23 protein-coding genes and 1 pseudogene are annotated in these 24,132 nt (G+C 35.2%); 18 read left to right on the plus strand and 6 right to left on the minus strand.

Going from position 1 to position 24,132, the window contains the following annotated elements; genetic code table 11:
• Window positions 1–14: 14 nt before the first annotated feature.
• The 8 genes from lpxD to C7D53_RS03150 all read left to right on the plus strand — a co-directional run bounded on the left by lpxD (window position 15) and on the right by C7D53_RS03150 (window position 7,157).
• Window positions 15–1,046, plus strand: a complete 1,032-nt coding sequence (lpxD, locus tag C7D53_RS03115) for a UDP-3-O-(3-hydroxymyristoyl)glucosamine N-acyltransferase (protein WP_106914925.1) — start codon at window positions 15–17, stop codon at window positions 1,044–1,046.
• The gene (locus tag C7D53_RS03120; RefSeq protein WP_106914926.1) at window positions 1,039–2,436 is read left to right on the plus strand and encodes a bifunctional UDP-3-O-[3-hydroxymyristoyl] N-acetylglucosamine deacetylase/3-hydroxyacyl-ACP dehydratase; all 1,398 of its coding nucleotides are present in this window, start codon (window positions 1,039–1,041) and stop codon (window positions 2,434–2,436) included. The genes lpxD and C7D53_RS03120 overlap by 8 nt, the downstream gene beginning before the upstream one ends.
• Window positions 2,437–3,231: an acyl-ACP--UDP-N-acetylglucosamine O-acyltransferase gene (lpxA, locus tag C7D53_RS03125; RefSeq protein ID WP_106914927.1), complete on the plus strand. Its 795-nt coding sequence runs from the start codon at window positions 2,437–2,439 to the stop codon at window positions 3,229–3,231.
• 82 nt (window positions 3,232–3,313) lie between these two features.
• Complete coding sequence (gene efp, locus C7D53_RS03130) at window positions 3,314–3,877, plus strand: elongation factor P (RefSeq protein ID WP_076352561.1); 564 nt, start codon at window positions 3,314–3,316, stop codon at window positions 3,875–3,877.
• Window positions 3,878–3,947: 70 nt separating this feature from the next.
• The gene (locus tag C7D53_RS03135) at window positions 3,948–4,850 is read left to right on the plus strand and encodes a UDP-3-O-(3-hydroxymyristoyl)glucosamine N-acyltransferase (RefSeq protein WP_106914928.1); all 903 of its coding nucleotides are present in this window, start codon (window positions 3,948–3,950) and stop codon (window positions 4,848–4,850) included.
• Between the two features lie 121 nt (window positions 4,851–4,971).
• Window positions 4,972–5,565 (plus strand): hypothetical protein, encoded by a 594-nt coding sequence (locus C7D53_RS03140; protein ID WP_106914929.1) that lies wholly within the window; start codon window positions 4,972–4,974, stop codon window positions 5,563–5,565.
• A gap of 31 nt (window positions 5,566–5,596) precedes the next feature.
• Window positions 5,597–6,469 (plus strand): succinate--CoA ligase subunit alpha, encoded by an 873-nt coding sequence (sucD, locus tag C7D53_RS03145; RefSeq protein WP_047488432.1) that lies wholly within the window; start codon window positions 5,597–5,599, stop codon window positions 6,467–6,469.
• 16 nt (window positions 6,470–6,485) lie between these two features.
• On the plus strand, window positions 6,486–7,157 hold the full coding sequence (locus C7D53_RS03150; protein ID WP_106914930.1) for a porin family protein: 672 nt from the start codon (window positions 6,486–6,488) through the stop codon (window positions 7,155–7,157).
• Between the two features lie 96 nt (window positions 7,158–7,253).
• Here the strand turns inward: C7D53_RS03150 and C7D53_RS03155 are convergent, their stop codons facing one another.
• The 3 genes from C7D53_RS03155 to C7D53_RS03165 form a co-directional block, all read right to left on the minus strand.
• The gene (locus C7D53_RS03155) at window positions 7,254–8,564 is read right to left on the minus strand and encodes an ABC transporter permease (RefSeq protein WP_106914931.1); all 1,311 of its coding nucleotides are present in this window, start codon (window positions 8,562–8,564) and stop codon (window positions 7,254–7,256) included.
• 4 nt (window positions 8,565–8,568) lie between these two features.
• Window positions 8,569–9,480, minus strand: coding sequence for an ABC transporter ATP-binding protein (locus C7D53_RS03160; RefSeq protein ID WP_106914932.1), 912 nt, complete (start codon window positions 9,478–9,480; stop codon window positions 8,569–8,571).
• 106 nt (window positions 9,481–9,586) lie between these two features.
• Window positions 9,587–9,937 (minus strand): T9SS type A sorting domain-containing protein, encoded by a 351-nt coding sequence (locus C7D53_RS03165; RefSeq protein WP_106914933.1) that lies wholly within the window; start codon window positions 9,935–9,937, stop codon window positions 9,587–9,589.
• Window positions 9,938–10,055: 118 nt separating this feature from the next.
• Here C7D53_RS03165 and hemB point away from each other — a divergent pair, with 118 nt between their 5' ends.
• From hemB to lptB, 3 genes and pseudogenes are all read left to right on the plus strand, one after another.
• Window positions 10,056–11,045, plus strand: coding sequence for a porphobilinogen synthase (gene hemB, locus C7D53_RS03170; RefSeq protein WP_106914934.1), 990 nt, complete (start codon window positions 10,056–10,058; stop codon window positions 11,043–11,045).
• A gap of 220 nt (window positions 11,046–11,265) precedes the next feature.
• The gene (locus tag C7D53_RS03175) at window positions 11,266–12,780 is read left to right on the plus strand and encodes a hypothetical protein (RefSeq protein WP_106914935.1); all 1,515 of its coding nucleotides are present in this window, start codon (window positions 11,266–11,268) and stop codon (window positions 12,778–12,780) included.
• A gap of 137 nt (window positions 12,781–12,917) precedes the next feature.
• Window positions 12,918–13,643, plus strand: a pseudogene (gene lptB / locus C7D53_RS03180) (LPS export ABC transporter ATP-binding protein); the annotation flags it as partial.
• A 549-nt stretch (window positions 13,644–14,192) separates the two neighbouring features.
• Here the strand turns inward: lptB and C7D53_RS03190 are convergent.
• Both C7D53_RS03190 and hmpA read right to left on the minus strand, forming a co-directional pair.
• Window positions 14,193–14,642: an RrF2 family transcriptional regulator gene (locus C7D53_RS03190; protein ID WP_106914938.1), complete on the minus strand. Its 450-nt coding sequence runs from the start codon at window positions 14,640–14,642 to the stop codon at window positions 14,193–14,195.
• A gap of 6 nt (window positions 14,643–14,648) precedes the next feature.
• Complete coding sequence (gene hmpA / locus C7D53_RS03195; protein ID WP_106914939.1) at window positions 14,649–15,851, minus strand: NO-inducible flavohemoprotein; 1,203 nt, start codon at window positions 15,849–15,851, stop codon at window positions 14,649–14,651.
• Window positions 15,852–16,190: 339 nt separating this feature from the next.
• Between hmpA and C7D53_RS03200 the strand changes: the two genes are divergently transcribed.
• Together C7D53_RS03200 and C7D53_RS03205 are read left to right on the plus strand one after the other, a co-directional pair.
• The gene (locus C7D53_RS03200; protein WP_106915555.1) at window positions 16,191–17,918 is read left to right on the plus strand and encodes an ABC transporter ATP-binding protein; all 1,728 of its coding nucleotides are present in this window, start codon (window positions 16,191–16,193) and stop codon (window positions 17,916–17,918) included.
• A gap of 43 nt (window positions 17,919–17,961) precedes the next feature.
• Window positions 17,962–18,912 (plus strand): helix-turn-helix transcriptional regulator, encoded by a 951-nt coding sequence (locus C7D53_RS03205; protein WP_106914940.1) that lies wholly within the window; start codon window positions 17,962–17,964, stop codon window positions 18,910–18,912.
• A gap of 154 nt (window positions 18,913–19,066) precedes the next feature.
• On the opposite strand, the gene C7D53_RS03210 is transcribed toward C7D53_RS03205, so the two are convergent.
• On the minus strand, window positions 19,067–19,552 hold the full coding sequence (locus C7D53_RS03210; RefSeq protein ID WP_106914941.1) for a DinB family protein: 486 nt from the start codon (window positions 19,550–19,552) through the stop codon (window positions 19,067–19,069).
• A gap of 176 nt (window positions 19,553–19,728) precedes the next feature.
• Between C7D53_RS03210 and C7D53_RS03215 the strand changes: the two genes are divergently transcribed.
• The 5 genes from C7D53_RS03215 to C7D53_RS03235 all read left to right on the plus strand — a co-directional run bounded on the left by C7D53_RS03215 (window position 19,729) and on the right by C7D53_RS03235 (window position 24,067).
• A complete protein-coding gene (locus C7D53_RS03215) occupies window positions 19,729–20,310 on the plus strand; it encodes a hypothetical protein (RefSeq protein ID WP_106914942.1) in 582 nt (193 codons plus the stop codon).
• A 161-nt stretch (window positions 20,311–20,471) separates the two neighbouring features.
• Entirely contained in the window at window positions 20,472–21,041 is a 570-nt protein-coding gene (locus tag C7D53_RS03220) for a cob(I)yrinic acid a,c-diamide adenosyltransferase (RefSeq protein WP_106914943.1), read from the plus strand.
• Window positions 21,031–21,678 carry a thiamine diphosphokinase gene (locus tag C7D53_RS03225; RefSeq protein WP_106914944.1) on the plus strand — a complete coding sequence of 216 codons (648 nt, stop codon included), beginning with the start codon at window positions 21,031–21,033 and terminating at the stop codon, window positions 21,676–21,678. Before C7D53_RS03220 ends, C7D53_RS03225 begins: the two co-directional genes overlap by 11 nt.
• Entirely contained in the window at window positions 21,675–22,550 is an 876-nt protein-coding gene (locus tag C7D53_RS03230) for a tyrosine-protein phosphatase (RefSeq protein WP_106914945.1), read from the plus strand. The genes C7D53_RS03225 and C7D53_RS03230 overlap by 4 nt, the downstream gene beginning before the upstream one ends.
• 122 nt (window positions 22,551–22,672) lie before the next feature.
• A complete protein-coding gene (locus C7D53_RS03235) occupies window positions 22,673–24,067 on the plus strand; it encodes a type III PLP-dependent enzyme domain-containing protein (protein ID WP_106914946.1) in 1,395 nt (464 codons plus the stop codon).
• Window positions 24,068–24,132 lie beyond the last annotated feature (65 nt).

The following is a 24,132-nucleotide window of genomic DNA, read 5'->3' on the forward strand; positions in this document are numbered from 1 at the left end:
TATCTTTGCAGAATATGGAATTTACAGCTTCGCAAATTGCAAGTTTTATTGACGGAAAAATAATAGGTGACGAGACTGCACTTATTACAGGGGTTTCTCCAATTGAAAATGGAGAATCAGGACATCTTTCTTTTATAGCACAAGATAGATTTTCTCATTTTTTGGATACCTCAAAGTGCTCTGTTATCATCGTTTCAGAAAAACTTCTGAATGAAAATAGTTATACCCCTACCTTAATTGTTGTAAAAGATGCCTATCTATCTTTTCAGGTTCTGATGAATTTATATCAGGAAATGAGAGGAAGAAAAGAAGGTATTGAAGATGGCTCATCCATCCATGATACAGCCGTAATAGGTGATAGAGCTTATATAGGAGCATTTACATATGTTTCTGAAAAAGCGAAGATCGGAGAGGGTTCACAGATCTATCCACATGTATATATAGGGAAAGGAGTGAAAATTGGTAAAAACTGTAAAATAGACAGTGGTGCCAGAATTTACGATTACTGTATTATCGGGGATAATTGTGTGATCCACTCCAATACGGTAGTAGGAGGTGATGGTTTCGGATTTCAACCGACTGCTGAAGGGTTTAAAAAAATTCCACAGCTTGGAAATGTCATCATTGAAGATGATGTTGAAATTGGTTCAAACTGTAGCATCGACAGGGCAACAATAGGCTCTACCATCATTGGGAAAGGAACAAAAATTGATAACCTGATTCAGATTGCTCACAATGTGAAAATTGGTCAGAATAATGTAATTGCAGCGCAAGCAGGAATAGCAGGTTCTACTACAATTGGTGATTGGAATCAAATTGGAGGTCAGGTAGGAGTAGTGGGACACATCAAAATCGGAAACCAGGTGAAAATTCAGGCTCAGAGTGGCGTGAACTCCAGTGTTAATGATAGAGAAACGTTGTATGGTTCACCAGCAATCAGCTACAATGACTATTTGAGAAGCTACGTTCACTTCAGAAATTTCCCTGAAATAGTCAACAGAATAAATAATCTTGAGAATAACTCAAAAGATAATCCTAATGAGTGATATGCAAAAAACGCTTCAGGAAGAGGTAACTCTTTCTGGAATAGGCCTTCATACTGGTAAAGAAGTAAAACTTACCATCAAACCCGCAAAGGAAAACACGGGATTTGTATTTGTAAGAACCGATTTGGAGGGACATCCTCAGGTTGAAGCTGATGTTAATTATGTAGTAGCAACAGAAAGAGGTACAACATTAGAAAAGCTAGGCGTAAAAATTACTACCTGTGAGCACCTTTTGGCGGCATTGGTAGGTTGTGACATAGACAACGCAGTGTTGGAAATGGATGCTTCAGAGCCACCTATCCTTGATGGATCTTCAAAATATTTTGTAGAAGCTATTGAAAGTGTAGGAGTCGTAGATCAAAACGTTGCCAGAGAATACCTTGTAGTAAAGGAAGTTCTTACTTACAGCGATCCGGCTACGGGTTCAGAGATCACCATCATTCCTTCAGATACTTATGAAGTAACCACAATGGTAGATTTTGGAACTAAAGTTTTAGGAACTCAAAATGCTACCCTTAAAAATATTTCCGAGTTTAAAGACGAAATCTCTTCAGCAAGAACATTCAGCTTCTTACATGAGTTGGAAATGCTTTTAGACCACGGATTGATCAAGGGAGGAGATATCTCCAATGCGATCGTTTATGTAGATAAGGATCTTACTCCGGAAACTACAGAAAAATTAAAGAAAGCCTTTGGTAAGGACAATGTTTCCATCAGACCAAACGGTATTCTTGATAACCTTAACCTAAACTATCCTAACGAAGCTGCAAGACACAAATTACTGGATGTAATTGGTGATTTAGCATTGGCAGGAGTGAAAATAAAAGGCAAGGTTATTGCCAACAAACCAGGACACTTTGTGAATACTCAATTTGCGAAGAAATTAAACCGTCAGTGGAAATTGCAGAAAAAGAAAAACGTTCCGGACTTTGATTTAACTAAAGAGCCGGTATTTGATATCAACGGAATTATGAAGCTTATGCCTCACAGACCTCCGTTCTTATTAATCGATAAGATTCTTGAACTTTCAGACTCTCATGTAGTAGGTCTGAAAAATGTAACAATGAATGAACCTTTCTTCGTGGGACATTTCCCGAAGGAGCCTGTAATGCCTGGAGTTCTTCAGGTTGAAGCTTTAGCCCAAACAGGAGGTATCCTAGTTTTGGCAAGTGTTCCGGATCCTGAAAACTATTCTACTTACTTTATTAAAATTGATAAAGTAAAGTTCAAGAGAAAAGTAATTCCGGGAGATACTCTTATTTTCAAAATTGAATTGATTGAGCCAATCAGAAGAGGCATCGTTCACATGCAGGGGTACGGATATGTAGGAGACACAGTGGCAGTAGAAGCAGAGCTTATGGCTCAAGTTGCAAAAAATAAAGTTGATTAAATGATTCATCAATTAGCAGCCGTAGATAAACGCGCAAAAATCAGCAAAAATGTAATTGTAGAGCCTTTTACTACAATTGCTGGGGACGTAGAAATTGGAGAAGGAACATGGATTGGTCCAAATGTTACCATCATGGATGGAGCAAGAATTGGGAAAGATTGTAAAATTTTTCCGGGTACTGTAATTTCTGCCATTCCTCAGGACTTAAAGTTCGATGGTGAAGATACACAAACCATTATTGGAGATAATACAACTCTGAGAGAATGTGTAACCATAAACAGAGGAACAAAAGCCTTAGGATATACAAAAGTAGGAAGCCACTGCCTTATTATGGCTACTTCCCATGTTGCTCATGACTGTATTATAGGAGATAATGTGATTATTGCTAATGGATGCGGTATTGCAGGACACGTAGAAATCGGAGACTTTACCGTAATGGGTGGTTTATCTGCAGTACAACAGTTTGGTAAGATCGGAAAACACACCATGATCTCAGGAGGATCACTAATCAGAAAAGATATTCCTCCCTATGTAAAGGTAGCGAGAGACCCAATATCCTATGCAGGAATCAACTCTGTTGGTTTAAGAAGAAGAGGCTACTCCAATGAAAAGATATTTGAAATTCAAAAAATCTACAGAGCTATTTTCCAGATGAAAATGAATGTTTCTCAGGCATTGACTTACATTGAAAAAGAAATGTTGCCTACTGCTGAAAGAGATGAAATCCTACAGTTTATCCAAAACTCTCCAAGAGGTATTGTGAAAGGCTACGGAACAAGCAAAGACAGTAACTAATATGCGAGGCTAAAAGTAAATTTGCACTGGCTCATTTGCTGAACGGCCAATAAAAACTAAATAAAAAGAATAATATAAATTAATGGCAACAAGTAACGATATCAGAAAAGGTCTTTGCATTGAATATAGCAATGATATTTTTAAAGTAATTGAGTTTCTTCACGTAAAACCAGGAAAAGGTCCTGCATTCGTAAGAACAAAATTAAAGTCTGTGACAAATGGAAAGGTATTAGATAATACATTCTCTGCAGGTCACAAAATTGATGAAGTAAAAGTAATCACAAGAAAGTTCCAGTATCTTTATGATGATGAGAACGGTTTCCACTTCATGAATAACGATGACTTTTCTCAGTTATATTTAAATAAAGAAATGATTGAAAACTCAAACCTGATGAAAGCAGGTGAAGAAGTAACAATCATCCTGAAAGAAGCTGATGAAACTCCACTTTCTGCTGAACTTCCTCAATCAGTATACTTAGATGTTATTGAAGCTGATCCGGGAGTAAAAGGAAATACTGCAACAAACGCCCTGAAAAACGCAATCGTTGAAACAGGAGCAAGAGTAATGGTTCCTTTGTTCATTGAACCGGGAGACAAAATTAAAGTAAGCACTGAAGACGGTAGCTACTTAGAAAGAGTAAAATAATAAATAAAATTTACATAAATTCGGTTTGCACTAGCACTCCGAATTTTGTTTTATAAGAAAATCTATTGTTATGAGATTTCATTCTCCACAAAAGCTTAAAACAATTGCAGATTTAATAGGTTCCAAATTTGTCGGACCAGAAGATTTCGAGGTACTAGGTTCCAACGAAATCCACATGGTGAAGCCGGGAGAGATTGTATTTGTCAATCATCCCAAATACTATGACAAGGCATTAAATTCTGCTGCAACCATTATCTTGATTGATAAAGAAGTAGAGTGCCCGGAAGGAAAAGCACTTTTGGTTTCTGATGATCCGTTCAGAGACTTTAATAAAATCAATACTCATTTTACAAGAATCTATAACTTCACAGAAGAACTTCACGATGTGGAAATAGGTGAGGGTACAAAAATTCATTCATCCGCAGTTATCGGAAACAATGTCAAAATTGGAAAAAACACTTTAATTTTTCCAAATGTTGTAATTGGGGATAGATCAGTTATTGGTGATAATGTCATTATTCAATCCAATACAGTTTTGGGTGGTGATGCTTTTTATTATAGAAAATTAAATGGAAATTTTGACCGTTTAATCTCTGTAGGAAATGTAGTGATTGAGAATAATGTAGAAATCGGTAATGGATGTACCATTGATAGGGGAGTTACAGACTCTACGATCATTGGAGAGGGATCTGTTTTGGATAATCAAATTCAGATAGGACATGATACCATTATTGGAAAAAAATGCCTTATTGCTTCTCAGGTTGGAATTGCAGGATGTTGTGTGATAGGAGATGAAGTAACATTATGGGGACAAGTGGGTATTGCCTCAGGAAACAAAATTGAGAGCGGATCTGTAATTTTAGGCAAAACCGGAGTGAACAGAGACCTGGAAAAAGGAACTTATATTGGGATGTTTGCAGAAGATTTTAAAACATATCTGAAAAAAGAAGTAAAACTGAGAAATCTCAAATAAACAATTCGAAAGGTTTTATCCAAATTCAAAGAAATTTGAGTAAATTTGTGTGCTATCTAAAAAAAATAATAGTAACATTATTACAACTAATAAACCATAACCGAAAAGAGTCATTATTGAAATGAGAAAGTATTTATTATTAATTCTTATTGTTGTTTTTTCTTCGTCCTTTGGGCAGGAAACTCTTGATGCAAAAATTATTACTAATGAAAATGATACTCTCAAGGTAAAGATAAAGGTTGTTTCCAACATGTTTGATCCAGATCTTTTATACGTTACCAGTTTTAATACAAAGGTTACTGTTGTAGGGCAGGATGGCGAAAAAACAAAAATAGAGGCTCCAGCAATAAAGAAACTTTCTTTGGTTGATTATAAAGGAAAAGAAAGAAATTTCATAAACAATTCTCAAGATAAGAAAGCGTTGAGAGAGGTTTTATTTAGCGGAGATAATTTAGATTGGTATAGAGCATATAATTCTATAACAGGTGGTGAGAACTCTTCCGATTTTTTATTCAATAGGATAACCAAGCAAGAAATAGGAGTAGGTTATTTTACGGGACTGCCAAAAAAGAAATTGATCAAATTTATGAGTGATGTTCCGGAAATGGAAGAATTCATAAAGTCATTCAAGGCTTCTGAATATTTTGGATATGAAACAGAATATATGCTGAAAATCGTTGAGAAATACGAAGCTTATAAAAAATTAAAGAATTAACAACTATTATAAAATTTAAAACAACAATAAAATGTCAATTTTAGTAAACAAAGATTCTAAAGTAATTGTACAAGGATTTACAGGGAACGAAGGTACTTTCCATGCTAGCCAGATGATTGAATACGGAACGAATGTAGTAGGTGGTGTTACTCCAGGAAAAGGAGGTAGCGAGCACTTAGGAAAGCCGGTATTTAATACAGTAGCTGATGCTGTTGAAAAAGCAGGAGCAAACGTAAGTATTATTTTCGTACCACCAGCATTTGCAGCAGACGCTATCATGGAAGCTGCTGAAGCAGGGATTAAAGTAATTGTATGTATTACTGAAGGTATTCCTGTAGCTGATATGGTAAAAGTAAAATCTTACATTGCTGACAGAGACTGCAGATTAATCGGACCAAACTGCCCTGGAATCATTACTTCTGAAGAAGCTAAAATTGGTATTATGCCAGGTTTCGTTTTCAAAAAAGGAAAAGTAGGTATCGTTTCAAAATCAGGTACCCTTACTTACGAAGCTGCTGATCAGGTAGTAAGAGCAGGTTACGGTATTTCTACTGCAATTGGTATCGGTGGTGACCCAATCATCGGAACTACTACAAGAGAAGCTCTTGAATTATTCATCAACGATCCTGAAACTGAAGCTGTTGTAATGATTGGAGAAATTGGTGGTGGACTAGAGGCTGAAGCTGCTAGATGGTACAAAGCAAGCGGATCTACTAAGCCGGTTGTAGGATTCATCGCTGGACAAACTGCTCCAAAAGGAAGAACAATGGGACACGCAGGTGCTATCGTAGGTGGTGCTGAAGATACAGCTCAGGCAAAAATGGAAATCATGAGAGAGAATGGTATCAACGTTGTTGATTCTCCTGCTGATATCGGTGCTACTGTAGCTAAGATCCTAGGATAATATAAACTCACATCATATGAAAAAACTTTTATTCGCCTCAGCTTTGGCCATTTCTACTTTTTCTTTTGCCCAGGTGCAATGGGAAAATACAAGATTCGGTCTTACAGGAGGTTTAAACTATTCCAGAGTAGCGAATGCCCATAACCCTTCAGGCCCTAGATACACTTTTCAAGGTGGTGCTTTGGCTTTAATTCCCGTAGGTAAGGCAAATCAGTTCTTTATACAACCGGAAGTTCTGTACTATGGTGCAGGAGAAACCGGGAAAGATAAGGATGCGAAAGGAAGAGATGGTTATGATGCAGTATATGCAAACAACTATCTAAGTGTACCTTTGTATTTCAAAGGATACTTTTCAGAATCAGAATCAGAATTCTTTGGTCTATTAGGGCCAAGATTCAATTTTTTGGTAAGTCAGGATGTTAAGAACACTCCTATTGGAAGATCTTACTATGATCCGGATGTTACTGATCCTGCACAACCACCAGGAGTAAACGGAAAAGCCAAAAGCTTTAACTGGGGACTAGGTCTGGGAGTTGGGTATAGTTATAAAAGACAGCTGGAAGTAGCTGTAAAATATGACTTAGGTCTTTCAGATACCTATCCTGGTCTTGCAAAAGAAACCAGAGGTACTTCTAAGAAAAAATCAGAGCAGGTCATTGCACTTACTTTAAGCTACATATTCAAATAAATCATTTATTCAGAATATAAAAACTCCCGGAAATTTTAATTTCCGGGAGTTTTATTTTTATATCAGTCTGAGTATTTTAAACTAAGTTTTTTGCGCTTAACCTTTTATCCACTTCCAAAGTTCTTTTAAAGTAGCCTTATTGCCATACATTAATATACCTACACGATAAATCTTTCCGGCCAGGAATATCATAAAAACTGTAGTAATCAATAGTAATACAATAGATAGTGCAATCTGCCATGCAGGAACACCAAATGGTATTCTAGCGATCATGGCAACCGGTGATGTAAATGGTATGATGGATAACCAGAATCCCAATGGGCCATCAGGATTGTTCATAAGTGAGAAACTTCCATACATTCCAAGAGTTAATGGTAAAATAGCAAATAAAGTGAATTGCTGTGTCTCTGTTTCATTATCTACCGCAGAGCCTATAGCTGCATAAATAGAGCTATAAAAAATGTATCCTAACAAGAAGAAAACGATGAATACAAAAATAATCAACGGGAAGTTCATTTCCAGTAAACTATGAGAAATTTGAGTAGCAAGTTGGGCCATATCAAGCTTACTTGTTATCTGTTCGTTTCCACCAGGAATATTTTGCTGAAGAGGAGAGAAGCCTGTATTCAATACCAATGCACCAATCACAGACATGGTAATCCAGATCAGAAATTGGGTCAATGCAACCAATGTTACTCCTAGAATTTTTCCCATCATCAGTTCAAAAGGTTTTACCGAAGAGATGATGATCTCTACAACACGGTTATTTTTTTCCTCAAGAACGCTTCGCATAACCCTTACTCCATAAATAATGATGAACATAAAAGTAACATACATTAATACCATACTAAGCCCGGATTTTACCCCAAAAGTTAAATCAGAATCTTCCTTGTTATTATCAGCCACATTTATGGTCTTCAAGCTAAAGCCCTTGTCAAGATCATTAAGCTGTACTTCCTGTATCCCCAGTTGCTTAATTTTTTCCTTCTTCACAACATTGGTAATGTCAGAAACAATTTTCTGCTTAGTGTCAAATCCCATTTTACTGTTGACTACAAGCCTTGTGCCCGTCTCCAGTTCTTCGAAATTCTGACTTTTTAATTCCGGTAAAATTAAAATCCCATCCAGAGATTCATTACCTTTTAAATTATTGATCTTGGATTTTTCATCAGCCGCAGAAACGAATACATAATTCAGTTTATCGTTAGATTTTAACTGATTGATAAACAATCCGCTCTTATCCACAACTTCAATAACACTGTGAGACTCATTAGCCTTAAACATTAATCCGATAACCGCTCCAAAAGCAATAATCATAACAGGGGCCAATAAAGTCAATATGATAAAGGACTTTTTCTTAACCTGTGTAAGAAACTCCCTCTTTGTAATTAAAAAAATATTATTCATAAAATTAAGAATGGTTACTTACGGCATTAATAAATACCTCATTCATACTAGGAATTCTTTCATCAAATGATCTCACCTTACCAACGTGTACAAGATCAAGAAGAATATGATTTTGATCAGCCTCATTTTTCAGGTCAAAAGACACCAGATTATTTTCGTTGGAAAAATTGAAGACATCGTATTTGTTTTTGAAGCTGTCCAGCTGCTCATTATTAACCCCAGAAAGAGTAATCCCGAAAATATTTTTCTTGAATTTTTCTCTAACATCAAAGACTCTTCCGTCAATAATTTTTTGAGAATTGTTGATTAATGCCACATAATCACACATTTCTTCCACACTTTCCATTCTATGGGTAGAAAGGATGATGGTGGTTCCATTATTTTTAAGATCTATAATCTGGTCCTTAATTAAGTTGGCATTTACAGGGTCAAAGCCTGAAAAAGGCTCATCAAGTATTAAAAGATGAGGTCTGTGCAATACAGTTACCACAAACTGGATTTTTTGTGCCATCCCTTTAGACAGTTCAGAAAGCTTTTTCTTCCACCACTGATCAATGTTGAGTTTATCAAACCATTTTTTAGCTTCATTCAGGGCGTCATTCTTGCTCATCCCTTTCAGCTCACCAAAATATAGAAGCTGATCACCAACAGTCATGTTCTTATACAGCCCTCTTTCTTCAGGCATATAACCAATGTTCTTGATATGGGTAGGATTCAGTTTTTCTCCATTGATGAAGATATCTCCTGAGTCTGCTTGGGTAATTTGGTTGATAATACGGATGAAAGAGGTTTTTCCGGCTCCGTTGGGTCCTAAAAGGCCATAAATACTGCCTTTCGGTACATGGATGCTGAAATCATCCAGTGCGACCTTTTTTCCGGCGTTATAGGTCTTTTTAATATGTTCAGCTTGTAGCATTCAATTGTTCTTTTTACAATTAGTATAAAAAAGTCCCTAAAGTTACGGAAATATTAAAAGAGATTAATGTAAAAGAAAAAATCCTGATGATTATCAGGATTTTAATTTATTGTTTCACGATTTGAGTAACTTTTTGTGTATTGTCACTTAAGATATAACGAATCATGTATTTTCCGGGTTTTAATTTTTCAATATTAATTTCACCGGAATTCATATTAACGGTATAATTAGCGACCTGCATACCCAAAATAGAATAAAAAGTCACACTTTTGATTCTTAAAGAAGAATCTTTTGCCTTAATGATAAGGAAATCCTTTGCAGGATTTGGATAGGCAAGCAATACACCATCATCCGCCTTTTGAGTGATGGAACTCGGCTCTCTAAGCTGAGCTTGTAAATTGTTGGAAAATCCAACAAAAGTGCCTACAAATAGAAATAAAAGTAAAAGTTTTTTCATCAAATTTATAATTTCTCGAATATATATAACAAATATAACAAATTCTATAATCTTGTACAATAGTTTTTTATAGAACTTGTAGTAAATTTGTAGAAACTTATTCAAAAAGTATTCCAAAATGATACATTCAAGAAATAGAAGACTTAGAGTTAATGAATCTATCAGAAGTTTGGTAAGAGAAAATGTGCTTACAACTGATGATTTTGTAATGCCGATCTTCGTAATGGAGGGCGAAAACAAGCAGGAGGGGATCCCGTCTATGCCGGGAATTTTTAGGCGAAGTATAGATTTAACAGTGAAGGAATGTGAGGAATTATTTTCTTTAGGAGTAAAAGCTGTCAATTTGTACATGAAAGTGTCTGAACACTTGAAAGACAATACAGGAAAAGAAGCATGGAACAAAGATGGGTTAATGCAGAATACAATCAAGGCGATTAAAGATGCAGTACCAGGAATGATTGTGATGCCGGATGTAGCCCTGGACCCTTATTCAATATACGGGCACGACGGAATTATTGAAAACGGAAAAATTTTAAATGATGCTACCAATGATGCACTGGCAAGAATGTCAGTATCTCATGCAGAAGCAGGGGCAGATCTTGTGGCACCTAGTGACATGATGGACGGCAGAGTATTGGTGATTCGTGAAGCATTAGAAGAAAGTGGTTTTGCAGATGTGGGTATTGTGAGTTATGCTGCAAAATATGCAAGTTCTTTCTATGGACCTTTTAGAAGTGCTTTAGATAGCGCACCAAAGGATGACATGGAAATTCCAAAGGACAAAAAAACGTACCAGATGGATTTTCACAACTCCCGAGAAGCATTGAACGAAGTGTATAAAGATATTGAAGAAGGGGCAGATGTTATTATGATCAAACCGGGACTACCTTATCTGGACATTGTTTCCAAAGTACGTGAAGCTATTGATCTTCCTATTGCTGTCTATAACGTAAGTGGCGAATATGCAATGGTGAAAGCGGCTGTTCAGAACGGATGGTTGGATAATGATAAAACAATCATTGAAAGTCTTACTTGCTTCAAAAGAGCAGGAGCAGATATGATCTTTACTTATTTTGCTAAGGAAGCTGCAATGATTTTAAATAAATAATTAAACGAAAAATTATGAATCATAAATGAATTTTCTGATATATAATTTTCTATAAACTGAAAGAGGTTGTCATCAAGGCAATCTCTTTTTTTTTCAAAAAAGTTTTGTACACCGGGTTGAAATCAGCTAAGATCAAAAAACTATCTGTATCATTGCATTCCCAATTACAAATAAAAGATTATATTGTACTGTAGTCATCCAATAAAATATATAAAAGTTAATGAATATCACTTTTAAAGAAAACCTTAGAAAACCTTTTCAATACGTGCTGGGTATTTTATCAGTAATCTATCTTTTCTTTATATGTATTTATAGTATTGATCAGTTTGATCTGGGCTTTATTCCCTCAATGGTAGGGCGGTTGCAACAAGGACAGGAAATGTATAAGGATTTTGATTATATCCGTCCTTTTTTTACTCTCATCTTTTGGGATTTTCTGCTTAAATGGATTCCCGCCACATCTCCCTATTTTATTTTGACATGCCGGGTTTTATTCATTATACAATGTTTTATTACAGGATTGATTTTTCAGAAATTACTTTTTGATAAAATCAGATACGAGATCAGTTTCCTTTATGTGATTTGCTTTGTCAATGTCTTTCCAATTATGCCATGGCATACGGTTGACGGCCTGTTTTTCGGCGCACTTTCTCTTTATTTTTATAAGAAGAAATGGCTGCTGAGTACATTGGTGTTTTTAGCGATCACGGCACTTACCAAGCAATCTTTTTTTGTTTTTACCGGTATTATGTCTCTTTTTGTATTGAAAGATATATTGAAAAAAAATAGCCTTGTCAGAAATGATATCATCGTTTCCTGTGTATCTTTTCTTGTGTTGATATTTGCTGTTTTTCAATACCATATTATTGAAAACTTTACTTCATTTTGGAATCTCGTTTTTAACCCTTCCATAGCTTCAAGTTTTTATGATAGCAGCATTGCTCCATATTTATTTAAAAGCAAATGGCACTCTGCACTATTCATTGGTTGCCTGGTTACGATTTATCTGATTAAGATTAAAAAAGAAATTATTGAGAATATTTTATTGATCATTTTTCCTGCTATAATCATCTATCCACTATTTAATAATGGAGTTTTCATTGGGATTAATACATTATTTCTACTTTTGATGGTTTTATTTTTTAAATATAATTCCTCTGAAAAAAATATATTCTTTTTACTTCTTCTGGGCTGGGCTTCCACTATTTCATGGGGAGCCAATAATCCTACATTTTTAGTGTTTATTTTACTGATTAAATTTCTGGAAGATAAAACCCGTTTTTTTGGAGTTTTATGGATGTTGTCCCTAAGCTCATTTTTACTGACCAGATTAAAATTTCCCTATTTTTCTGAAAGTATATTTTCTTCCCATTACGTATTCACAAAGAATATTCCTGCAGTTTCCGGGTTGTTGATTCCCGAAAAAGAATATGAGTACATTATGGAAGCCAAAAACCTCAGTTTACAATATCCGGACATCGTTTTTCTGCCCGGGTCGCCACTTTTGGATGTGATTCATGGAAAATATCCGGACAGGGCATCCTGGGAAATGGATGTGGAATATCCGCAGTGGAAAACAGATTTATCTAAACTTAATAACAACGTATTTGCTATAGATGAAGAGAAATTTACACTATTCAAAGACGGTTTTTATAAAAGTACATTTACAGTTGAGGTAATGAAAAAGAAAAAAATAGTAAAGAAAACAGAACATTTTACGATGTATGAAGATTAGTAAGTACCGGTAAGTAAAGAGTCTGTTTGCCAGTTTTAATCATAAAAAGTGTAAAAAATTTTATTGATTATCATAAACTAGAGATAAAGAGCGTAGGGGGCATGCAAACTTGTTTGCATTTTTGATATATTTGCCCTATGATTTTACGAGGAGAAAACTTAATCAAAGAATACGGTCCTAAAAAAGTTGTAAAAGGCGTTTCTGTACAGGTTCAGCAGGGAGAAATTGTTGGTTTGCTAGGTCCGAATGGGGCAGGTAAAACCACATCGTTTTACATGATTGTAGGGTTGGTTAAGCCTACTTCAGGGAAGATTTTTCTGGATAAGCAGGAAATTACCACTGATGCTATGTACAGAAGAGCCCAAAAAGGAATTGGTTATCTGGCACAGGAGGCTTCAGTATTCAGAAAATTATCCGTAGAAGAAAATATCATGGGAGTATTGCAGCTGACGAAGCTTTCAAAACGCGAGCAGCAGATCAAGTGTGATGAACTTATTGAAGAATTTTCTTTGCAGCATGTTCGTAAAAACAGAGGTGATCTACTTTCCGGAGGAGAAAGACGTAGAACGGAAATTGCCCGTTGTCTTGCTACAAGCCCGAACTTTATTCTTTTGGATGAACCATTTGCTGGGGTTGACCCGATTGCGGTAGAAGATATCCAGAAAATTGTAAGAAGTTTAGTAGATAAAAATATAGGAATTCTGATTACAGACCACAACGTACAGCAGACTTTAGCTATTACCAACAAAACATACATTATGTTTGAAGGAAAGATCCTGAAAGAAGGGCTTCCGGAAGACCTTGCCAATGATCCTCAGGTAAGAGAGGCGTATCTTGGTGAAAACTTCGTATATCAAAGTATTCTTGATAAACCGAAAAAGAAAAAATATGCCTATAATATCTGGGCAGGTAATTTTGATTCAAAATCTCAATTGCAAGGATTTGTGAATGAAAACTTTAAGCAATATGATGACCTGAGACTTATGTATGGCTTTGAGGATATGAGTTTTGCTTCATTAGCTAATTCTGAGATTGAGCATATCTTTAATGATGTTGTAGATAAGAATGTGAACAATTCATTTGTGTTCCAGAAAAAAGAAATCAATAGCAATTATTCACTGGAGCAGGCAGAAGCCGAATCTAAAGAGGTAAGCAAACCTGAGCTGCATTATCTTACTACCTATATGTACGAAGGGTAAGACAAATTTTATAGCAAAACTTTTAATGAACTTGCTCAGTTTTTTCTCATGAATTTACAATTGGGAAAAATAAGAATATTGAATGTTAAAGTGATTGTGAGTGCAATAGACCATGCCTCTAACCAGTCATATATAAAACATTCGTCATAAATCTTTTCACTATTGTGTAATGAGCTTAATGTAAAAGTGATGATAGCCGTAATAAACAGGCTTTTAATTATTGTTTGTTGCATTTTTCTGATTGGCAAAGATAATTTCCCAATGGTTAAAAGCGAGGTCAGATAAATGATGCTGGTTCATACTGTCGATAAAAGCTTGGTAAGCAGTGTCCAAAAATGATTTTAATTTACACTCATAGGAAACAAACACACAAGATTTTGCAAAACAATTGATGATGGGGGTGTCATCCTGTTCCAATAGATGGATGAGACTTCCTAATCCAGTCTTATTAGCTTTTTCAGAAATGGTAATTCCACCATTTTTTCCTCTTTTCGTTATGACTAGGTCTTTTTGAGCTAGAAACTGAACCACTTTAATAAGATGATTACGAAGTATATTCAGTTTTCCGGATAATTCATCCAAAGAACATGAAGAAGCCTTATCATTTTGATTTAGATAAATTAATACTCGTAAACTATAGTCGGTAAAATGGTTCAGTTTCATTGATTGTTAATTTAGATGAAGCAGTTGAGGCCCAAACTCCTCATAGAGAATATCTTCTTTGGCAATGCCTAGCTGTAATAAAGAATTATATTGAGCTTTAATAAATGCTTCGGGTCCACAAATATAATACTTTGCCTTATCAATAAGAATTTCCTCTTTAATTTCGTGTAAGTCTATTCGCCCTTTTCTTGCAAAATCAGACTCATTTTCAATAGTTTCATAAAAAACATGAGTAGTAAGCCATTGATTACTAGTGTTTAATTGATTTACATGATCTTTAAATGCATGTACATTTTCATCTCTACAGCTATGAAGCCAGACTACGGTGTTATTCTGCAACGTATTTTTTTTAGTTTCCAGCATACTCAGCAATGGAGTTACCCCAACGCCACCACTTATTAATACTAATGGATCTTCAGATATTGGATTGGCATAAAAAACACCGGCTGGGGCGCTGACCCATATTTCATCTCCAATCATTTTTTGATGCAATACATTTGAAACAACCCCATCAGGCAAATTCTGAATGTTTTTCTCTCTCTTCACGGATATTCTGTAATAATCAGGATTGAAGGCAGATGATAAACTATACTGTCTTGGCTGCTCGTGGCCTAATGCAGGAACAAATGTCTTCACCGAAATATACTGACCAGGAAGATAATCTGCAATGGCTTTATTATCTTTAGGACTTAGATAGAATGATTTAATTTCACTGCTCTCTTCCACAATATCTGCAATTACAAACGCTCTCCATCCTTTCCATCCTCCATCCTTTTGCAGGGTAGATTGGTAAAGTTCATGTTCAATAGAAATCATAATTTGAGCCAATTCATTGTAGGCTTGTGTCCAGGCTTCTATCAGTTGATCATTTGCGGCTTCCCCAAGAACCTCTTTTATGGATGAAATCAAATGAAGTCCAACAATATCATATTGTTCCGGGCTAATATTTAAGCTTACATGCTTATTTCCGATAGATCTTAAAACATTGATAAGAACTTCAGGATTTTCAATTTGCTCAGCATATGCTAATACAGCTCCGGCTAAAGCATTCTGCTGTTTTCCGCTAGCCTGGTTACTCATATTGAAAATATTTTTCAGTTCAGGATTGTGTGTAAACATCCTTGTATAAAAATGTTTTGTTAAATCGGTTCCATTCGTTTTTAAAACCGGTACTGTTGCCTTTACAAGTGCTTTTTGTTCGTTATTCATCAGGTCTTTTTTTATATGATGGTACAAATGTACAAAAAAATATTAATTGTTGTATTTTAAATGCAACAATTAAAAAACATGCATTTCCAAAAAATAAAGTGGAGGAGAATAAACTTCCGAAATGAGGAAAATCATTTTGAATGCAAGAGGATTTAAATGGTTTGGGTCCAGATGGAAAAATAAGCCGGTATTAAGCCTGGTTTTTCTATGAATTGTTTTAAAAAAGGTTTAATTTTACTAGGACCTATACTATGATTCATGGCAAAACCTTTTAACAGAACAGTTACTTTATTTGGTATTTATAAACAACTTGTTCCATTCATCAGGCCTTACCGGTTAATGATCTATGGAACCTTGTTTCTTACTTTTCTTGGTGCTTTGGCAGCACAAGTAAACCCGATTGTTTTGAAATATACCGTGGATGAGGTTACCAAGCTTACCCACCTTCCACATCCGATGACAGAGGGAATTCATATTCTGATTATTATCTCCATTATCTTACTGGGAAAGGAACTGCTGAATATTTTTATCAACTTCGGACAGAAATTTTATGGAGAAAAAATAAGAATCAATGTCAGTTCTGTACTTGCTCAATCAGCAATTGATAAAATTCTGACCTATAAAGTTGCTTATTTTAATGATGAAAACCATGAATCAGGAAAACTGCAAATCAGAATTGATCGTGGTATTGAAAGTCTTACAAAGCTGGTACAAAACTTTTTCATTGATATTCTACCGCTTTTCTCCAATGCAATTATTGCGCTGATCATCATGTATATGCAGAATGTGTATGTAGGAGCCGTTTCCACGATTATTGTACCCATTTATTTTTATATAAGTTCTTTACAGGCTAAGAAACTAGGCGGAGTACGTCGCCAGCTTAGAAACCAAAGAGAAAAGAAGACTTCAGGTCTTTTAAACCTCATCAATTCTATCATGGTGATTAAAAGTTTTGTCCGTGAAAAATTTGAGGGAAAAAAACAATACGATCTGCAGATGCAGTTGATGGAGAGCCAGATGTTTACCAGGAAAATCAATTTTATTTATGATGGATTAAAAACTTTCATTGAACAGTTTGGAGTGGTTTTAATCATTCTTTTGACTGTTTATCTGGTGCTTGATCAGCAGATGACCATTGGGGCAATCATGCTTCATATTATGCTTTTTAATAATGTTTCAGCGCCAATTCGTCAGCTGCACAGAATTTATGATGATATGAATGATGCAATGATCTATGCTGAGGGGTATTTTGATATTCTTAATGCAGATAATGAAACCGAGCAGAACGGAAGTTTTGTAGAAAAAGAAATAAAGGGAACCTTTGAACTTAAGAATGTAGACTTTACCTATCCAAACGGAACAAAAGCACTTCATAATGTTTCCATGAAAATTGAAAATGGGAAAACAACCGCATTGGTAGGGTTGAGTGGAGCAGGAAAATCAACAGTCATCAATCTTTTATGTAAATTCTATCTTCCTGATTTCGGAGAAATTGTATTGGATGATGTCAACCTAAACGAATATGATAATACTTTTCTGAGAAGTGACCTTGGGCTCGTTCTTCAGAAGAATCACATCTTTCAGGGAAGTATTGAAGATAATATCCGCTACGGAGATATGAATGCAGACTTTGAGCAAATTCAGGATGCTGCCAGAAAAGCATATCTTCATGATCAGATTCTGGATCTCCCGGATGGATATAAGCATGATGCAACCCAGCTTTCAGGAGGACAGCAACAGAGAATTGCCATTGCAAGGTTATTTCTAAAGAATCCTCCCATCATCTTTTTGGATGAACCTACGGCGAGCTTGGATGCCATTGCCACAGAACAGATAAAGAATTCTCTGGATGCCATAAAAGAGGGAAGAACAGTTGTTATTATTTCTCACTCTTTGTCCCAGATTTTAGATTCAGATACGATCTATGTTATGAAAAAAGGAAGAGTGGTAGAGAGTGGTACTCATGATGAACTTTATACTAAGGAGGGTACGTACCGTGAAATTTTTGACGCTTCTGCACGAAGTTTAAATCTTGATAAACTAGTCAATACTCTTAAAGATAATTAATAATTTTGCGAACTATAAACTTTCAGTCAGAAACGGTACATCCATGAACGATCACTATCTTAAAAAACTCGACCGGATAACGGCTATTCTTACCCAGCTTCAGTCTAAGCCCGTTGTAAGGGCACAGGATTTGGCCGAAAAGTTCGATGTCAGCATCAGAACCATTTACCGTGATGTAAAAACACTGGAAAATGCAGGGATTCCAATTGTAGGAGAAGCGGGAAATGGCTATTCTTTGATGGATGGCTATAAACTTCCTCCGGTGATGTTCACAAAAGAAGAAGTTTTGAGTTTCATTACTGCTGAAAAACTTATGCAGAAATTTTCCCATCAAAGTTTGGGAAATCACTATCAGACAGCGATGGAAAAAGTACGTTCTGTATTAAAGTATTCAGATAAAAACCTGATTCAGAATATTGAAAAACAAATTGATGTTTTTAATGTTCATACCCAGAAAGAAGATTCCCTGAAAAATGTAATCCCTATTATTTTAGAAAGCATTGCAGAGAAAACCCAGTTAAATATTGAATATCAAACGGTAGATGCAAAGGTAACTACCAGAACCATTGAAGCGGTTGGGATTTTTTTTGAATTTAATTTTTGGTATATCATGGCGTATTGTACCCTGAGAAAAGATTTCAGACAGTTTCGGGTAGATAGAATTTTACAGATTTCTAAGACGCAGGTTCCTTTTCTACAGGAATATGGACAGATTAATGATTATAGAAAATCACATGGAAATAAGGTAAGAGCGAAGCTTTTAGTAGATAAAGAAATAATGTCCCATCTGGTGAATTCCAAAAAGTATTATGGCTTAATCGAAGAAGTAGAGACAGATCAAGGCGTAGAACTGACCTTTGAAACAGAATGGATTGACGGCGGATTTCCAAGATGGGTCATCACTTTTGCAGATTATGCTACCGTTTTAGAACCGGAAAGTCTTCGTGTAAAATTGAATGAGCTTCTCACCAAAATGCAGGAAAGACATCAATAAAACCTCAACAGTCTGAGTGTTGAGGTAAATTGAGGCAAAAAGATGAAATGGTTAAAAAGTGAAAGAAAGCTGATAAAGCTAACCCGCTGAGATCAGATTGAAAATTCAAGCTTGTTTCTCAGCTTATCAGCTTTCCTTAATTATTGTACTTTAATTAGAATCTCTCCCAGAAGAAAGGAGGTTCAATTCCTAAAGCTCTCAGATAAACATATCCCTGTCCACGGTGGTGGATTTCGTTGTCTACAAAATAAAGAATGTTTTCATATACCGGGAATTCATACTGACCAAATAGGTTGAATGTTTCCTGAAGACGCTCCTCAGAAATCTGGTTGAAGTAATGATTGATAACCCCTGTTTCTTCATCCCATTTTTTAAGAATATCCTCTTTTGTTTTTGGATTAAAGCTTTCCTCAGTATAAGCTTCCGTATTGCTTTCAACAATTCCCTTTAAAGCGATACCTCCAATGCTGATAAGCTCTACTGCTAACTTAGCAAACGGTCTCATACCTCCAATTGAAAACTCAAATAATTCTTTTTCAGGAAATGCTTCGATCACTCTTCTTGTCAGGTTTCTGTGTCCTTGCCAATGTTTTAATAATTGCTCGGTTGACATGAATTGTTGTGTGGCTGTAGCTGTCATAATGTATTGTTTTTGTTTGTTATTGTTGATACAAAGGTAAGAGCGGGTGATGACAACAGTTTGTCAGTAGGATTTTTGATGTTGAAAAATATTTTATTTCTTTGCTAAAATATTGAGACCTACTTTTCCGTTAGAAGAAAAGTATATTAATAAAAAAGAAATTGACCATTAGAATTATGAAGAAGTATATTTTGCCCGTTGTGACTACATTTTTATTAGTATCATGTAATAAAATTGAGGAAAAAATTGACCAGACAGTTCAGAAAACAACCGAAACAGTGCAGCAAAAAGCACAGGAAGCAGTAGAAGAAACCGTTAAAAAAACAGTCAATGAATCCATTAACTCTTTTACCAACTCTCAGGATGTAAAATTTAATGAAGTTTTTCCTAATTCAGGATCCATGGTTTCAGAAGATAAAGGAAAGAAGTTTAAGCTTCCTACCGGAACTGAGGGATACATCTTTAAATACAAAGCTGATATTGCGGCCATAATTCCTTTTTTAGAAAAGCAGTCTACTTCTGATGAAAGTAAATCAGATAAATCAGCAAGGAAGATTGATGGACAAAGTATTCTTAGTAAAATAAGTCTCATCTCAAAATTTCTTCCGGAAAACACCTTTGATACAAGCTTTTTAGAAGATATTAAAACGGATAAAAGCATTGAATATTACAAGCTAAAAAGATTTCCACACAGTAGTACAATCATCTACAACCCAAAAAATCAGACCATCATACAATATGTAGAGGTAAATAAATAATTTGGATTGGCCGGTTTTTACCGGCCGTTTTTATTGCAAATCATAGGTGAATTTTCATTCCATTATTCTTCGGAATAAAATACAGCTGGAATAGAGTGATAATCATCAATACATTTTACTTTTTACATTGTACTTTATACAAATTAAAGTATTTTAGTAGTATGAAAATTTATACAAAGACAGGAGATAAAGGTCAGACTGCATTATATGGGGGAACAAGAGTTTCCAAGGCCAGTGCAAGAGTGGACAGCTATGGAAATATAGACGAACTGAACTCATTCATCGGAATTGCTAAAAGCCATATTGAAGATGAAGAAGTTTTGAAGCAGTTGAAGAAAATACAGTTTGATTTATTCACGGTAGGTTCTGAAGCAGCAACACCGGCGGATAAATTGATGTTAGCTAACGGAAAATCACGTCTTCCTATCATTATCTCAGAAACAGAGATTGAAGAATTGGAGCAGTGGATGGATGCTTTTGAAGGAAAATTGGAACCTCTTCAATATTTTATTCTTCCGGGTGGTGGAAAACCTGCAACATTTCTACATGCTGCCAGAACCATTTGCAGAAGAGCAGAACGTTCATTGGTATTCCTTAACGAAGCAGAAGAAGTACGTCCGGAATTAATTAAATATTTAAACAGACTATCAGATTATCTTTTTGTACTAGCAAGATATATTTCAAAAGTAAATAACGAACCGGAAGAATACTGGAACCCGAATGAGAGATAAAGCATTACTTTTCATCAACGGAGACGCTCCAAAATCTTTTCCGGATCTGGATAATTATAACCTGATTGCCTGTACAGATGGTGCTTTTCACTATCTGAAAAAAATGGGATTTCCTCTGGATAAACTGGATTTTATATCCGGTGACTTTGATTCTCATTGTGGATCGGATGAAAACGTGTATCAGGAAAAGTTTATTCTTACCTTGGATCAGGACAAAACAGATTTTCACAAAGCGTTGGAAATTATTTTAGAAAAAGGAAATTCAGAGGTAGATGTTTTCGGAGGAAGTGGTGGAGAACAAGACCATTTTCTTGGAAATCTTACCGTTGCTTTTGCATTTAAAGACCGTATGAGCATTAAATTTTATGATGAGTTTTCTGAATATTATTTTATTCCCAACAATTTTACATTGAAAGGAGTAAAGAACAGAATGATTTCTCTTTATCCTTTTCCATCTGTTGATCATATAACAACAACAGGGCTTAACTGGCCTTTAACAAACGGAAGCCTAAGCATCACTTCAAGAATAGGAACCCGAAATTTTGCTGTTGAAGATGAAGTGACTGTTCAGTATGAATCTGGAGATTTATTATTTTTTGTAGGAAGTAACGAAATAGAATATCCGAAAATATATTGAAAAAAATAATTAAAATATCAGTTTTTACGATTTCATTATTCTGTGTTTTCTCTTGTAAAACACAGAATTTTGAAATGCCGGAATATGGTAAAAATGAAACGGAAAAAGAAATTAAGATCAAAAAGGTTCATAATTTCCGTGCAGTAAGTGATATTAAAAACAAGGATGGAAGAAGCTTAAAAGAGGGTGTTTTTTACAGAAGCGCCCATCTTCATAAGCTTAAAAAGAAATCTTTTGATCAGATTGAAAAATTAGGAATAAAAGAAATCATTGATCTTAGAAATTCAAAGGAGATATTTCAAAAACCTGATCATTTGCCTAATGCAATAGTTTATAAAAAATATTCAGCTTTTGAGGACGAGGGCGATCAGCTTTCACAGGCAAGAAAACTTGTTCTGAAAGGAAAAGTGAATGCTTCAGATGCTGACAAGAGGATGATAGACTTTTACCGTGAGTACGTTACGGAAAATCCCGAAATGATAAAGACCATCATTACAGAGGTAATGGATTCTAAAGAACCTATTCTTTATCACTGTACTGCAGGTAAAGACAGAACAGGAATTGTTACAGCACTGGTTCTTACAATACTGAAGTTTGATAAAGAAACAATTTATAACGAATATCTTTTGTCCAACAACTTTAGAAAAAATTTGGTGGAAAAAAGACTTCGACTGGCCAATCGCCTGCATTTTCTATATCCAAAGATGGATTTAAAGGTGCTGGAAAAATTAAGTTGGGTGGAAAAAAGGTATCTTGATGCCGCTTTTGGGGAGATTGATAAAAAGTATGGTTCCACAGACGCTTATATTCAGCAGGTTTTGGGGATCTCTGACACGAAAAGAGAGGAATATATCCAAAAGTTTACCTATTGATTATCAGTTATAAATTTCTGTAAGAGGCAATATTGAGGTTTTATTTAAAATTATAATAATTTTAACATCCAAAAATCAAACTTTTTTAGCAATTTTGCATTTCTTAATTCACTTGTTTAGAAATGAAAATAAAGTACTCGGAACTTATTGATCAGACATTATATTTTCCTACTGAGGAGTTTAATGTTTCTGAGAACAATTTGTTGTTTCACGATGTTCCATTGATGGACGTTGTTGAGCAATTTGGCACTCCGCTAAAGATTAGCTACTTGCCGAGAATTTCTCAAAATATTCAGAAAGCCAAAAGCTGGTTTAAAGAAGCTTTTGAGAAAACCGAATATAAAAAGAATTATACCTACTGTTACTGTACAAAATCCAGTCATTTCAATTTTGTATTGGAAGAGGCTTTGAAGAATGATATTTCGATAGAAACTTCTTCTGCTTATGATATGGATATTGTTAAATCTCTTTATGAGAAAGAAAAGGTAGATAAAAACATTGAAGTAATCTGTAATGGATTCAAAACGGATGACTATCTGATGAAGATTTCAGATATGATTAATAATGGTTTTGAAAATATTACTCCAATTTTGGATAACTACCGCGAACTTGATAAGCTTACGGAAAGTATAGATTCTACGTTCAATATCGGAATCAGAATTGCCTCTGAAGAGGAACCGAAATTCGAATTCTATACCTCAAGACTTGGAATCGGGTACAAGGATATCATCCCTTACTACAGCCAGAAGATTGCCGAACATCCGAATGCAAGACTGAAGATGCTTCACTTCTTTATCAATACGGGGATTAAAGATACTTCATACTATTGGAATGAATTGTACAAATGTCTTCGTGTATATGCACGTTTGAAGAAAATTGCTCCTGAAGTAGATTCCTTGAATATTGGAGGTGGTTTCCCAATCAAAACTTCATTAAACTTTGATTACGATTACCAGTATATGGTAGAGGAAATTGTTTCTCAAATCAAAAAGTTCTGTGAAGAAGAAGGGGTAGAAGAACCCAATATTTATACAGAGTTCGGAAGTTTTACCGTTGGAGAAAGTGGAGCTAACCTTTATAAGATTATTTCCCAAAAACGTCAGAATGACAGAGAAAAGTGGAATATGATTGATTCTTCTTTCATGACTACGCTTCCTGATACTTGGGCTATTTCAAGACACTTTATCATGCTTCCGCTAAACCGTTGGGAAGATACTTATGAAAGAGTATTCCTGGGAGGATTAACGTGTGATTCAGATGATTATTATAACTCTGAGCAGCATACGAATGCTATTTATTTACCTGTTTTCAGTGATACGAAGCCATTGTATATTGGTTTCTTCCATACCGGAGCATATCAGGAAACCATTGGAGGATATGGTGGAGTACACCACTGTCTGATGCCTCAGCCAAGACACGTCCTGATCCAGAAAGATGAAAATGGCGAATTACAATATGAGGTTTTCCGTGAGAAACAGGAACCTGAAGATATATTGAAGCTTTTAGGCTACAAATAAGATCTTAACCGGTTATTTTGAAAAACGAAAACAATACAATCTTATTGTTTTACTGGATCGAAAGA

The organism is Chryseobacterium aurantiacum (assembly GCF_003020585.1).
In the GTDB taxonomy this organism is placed as follows: Bacteria; Bacteroidota; Bacteroidia; order Flavobacteriales; family Weeksellaceae; genus Chryseobacterium; species Chryseobacterium aurantiacum.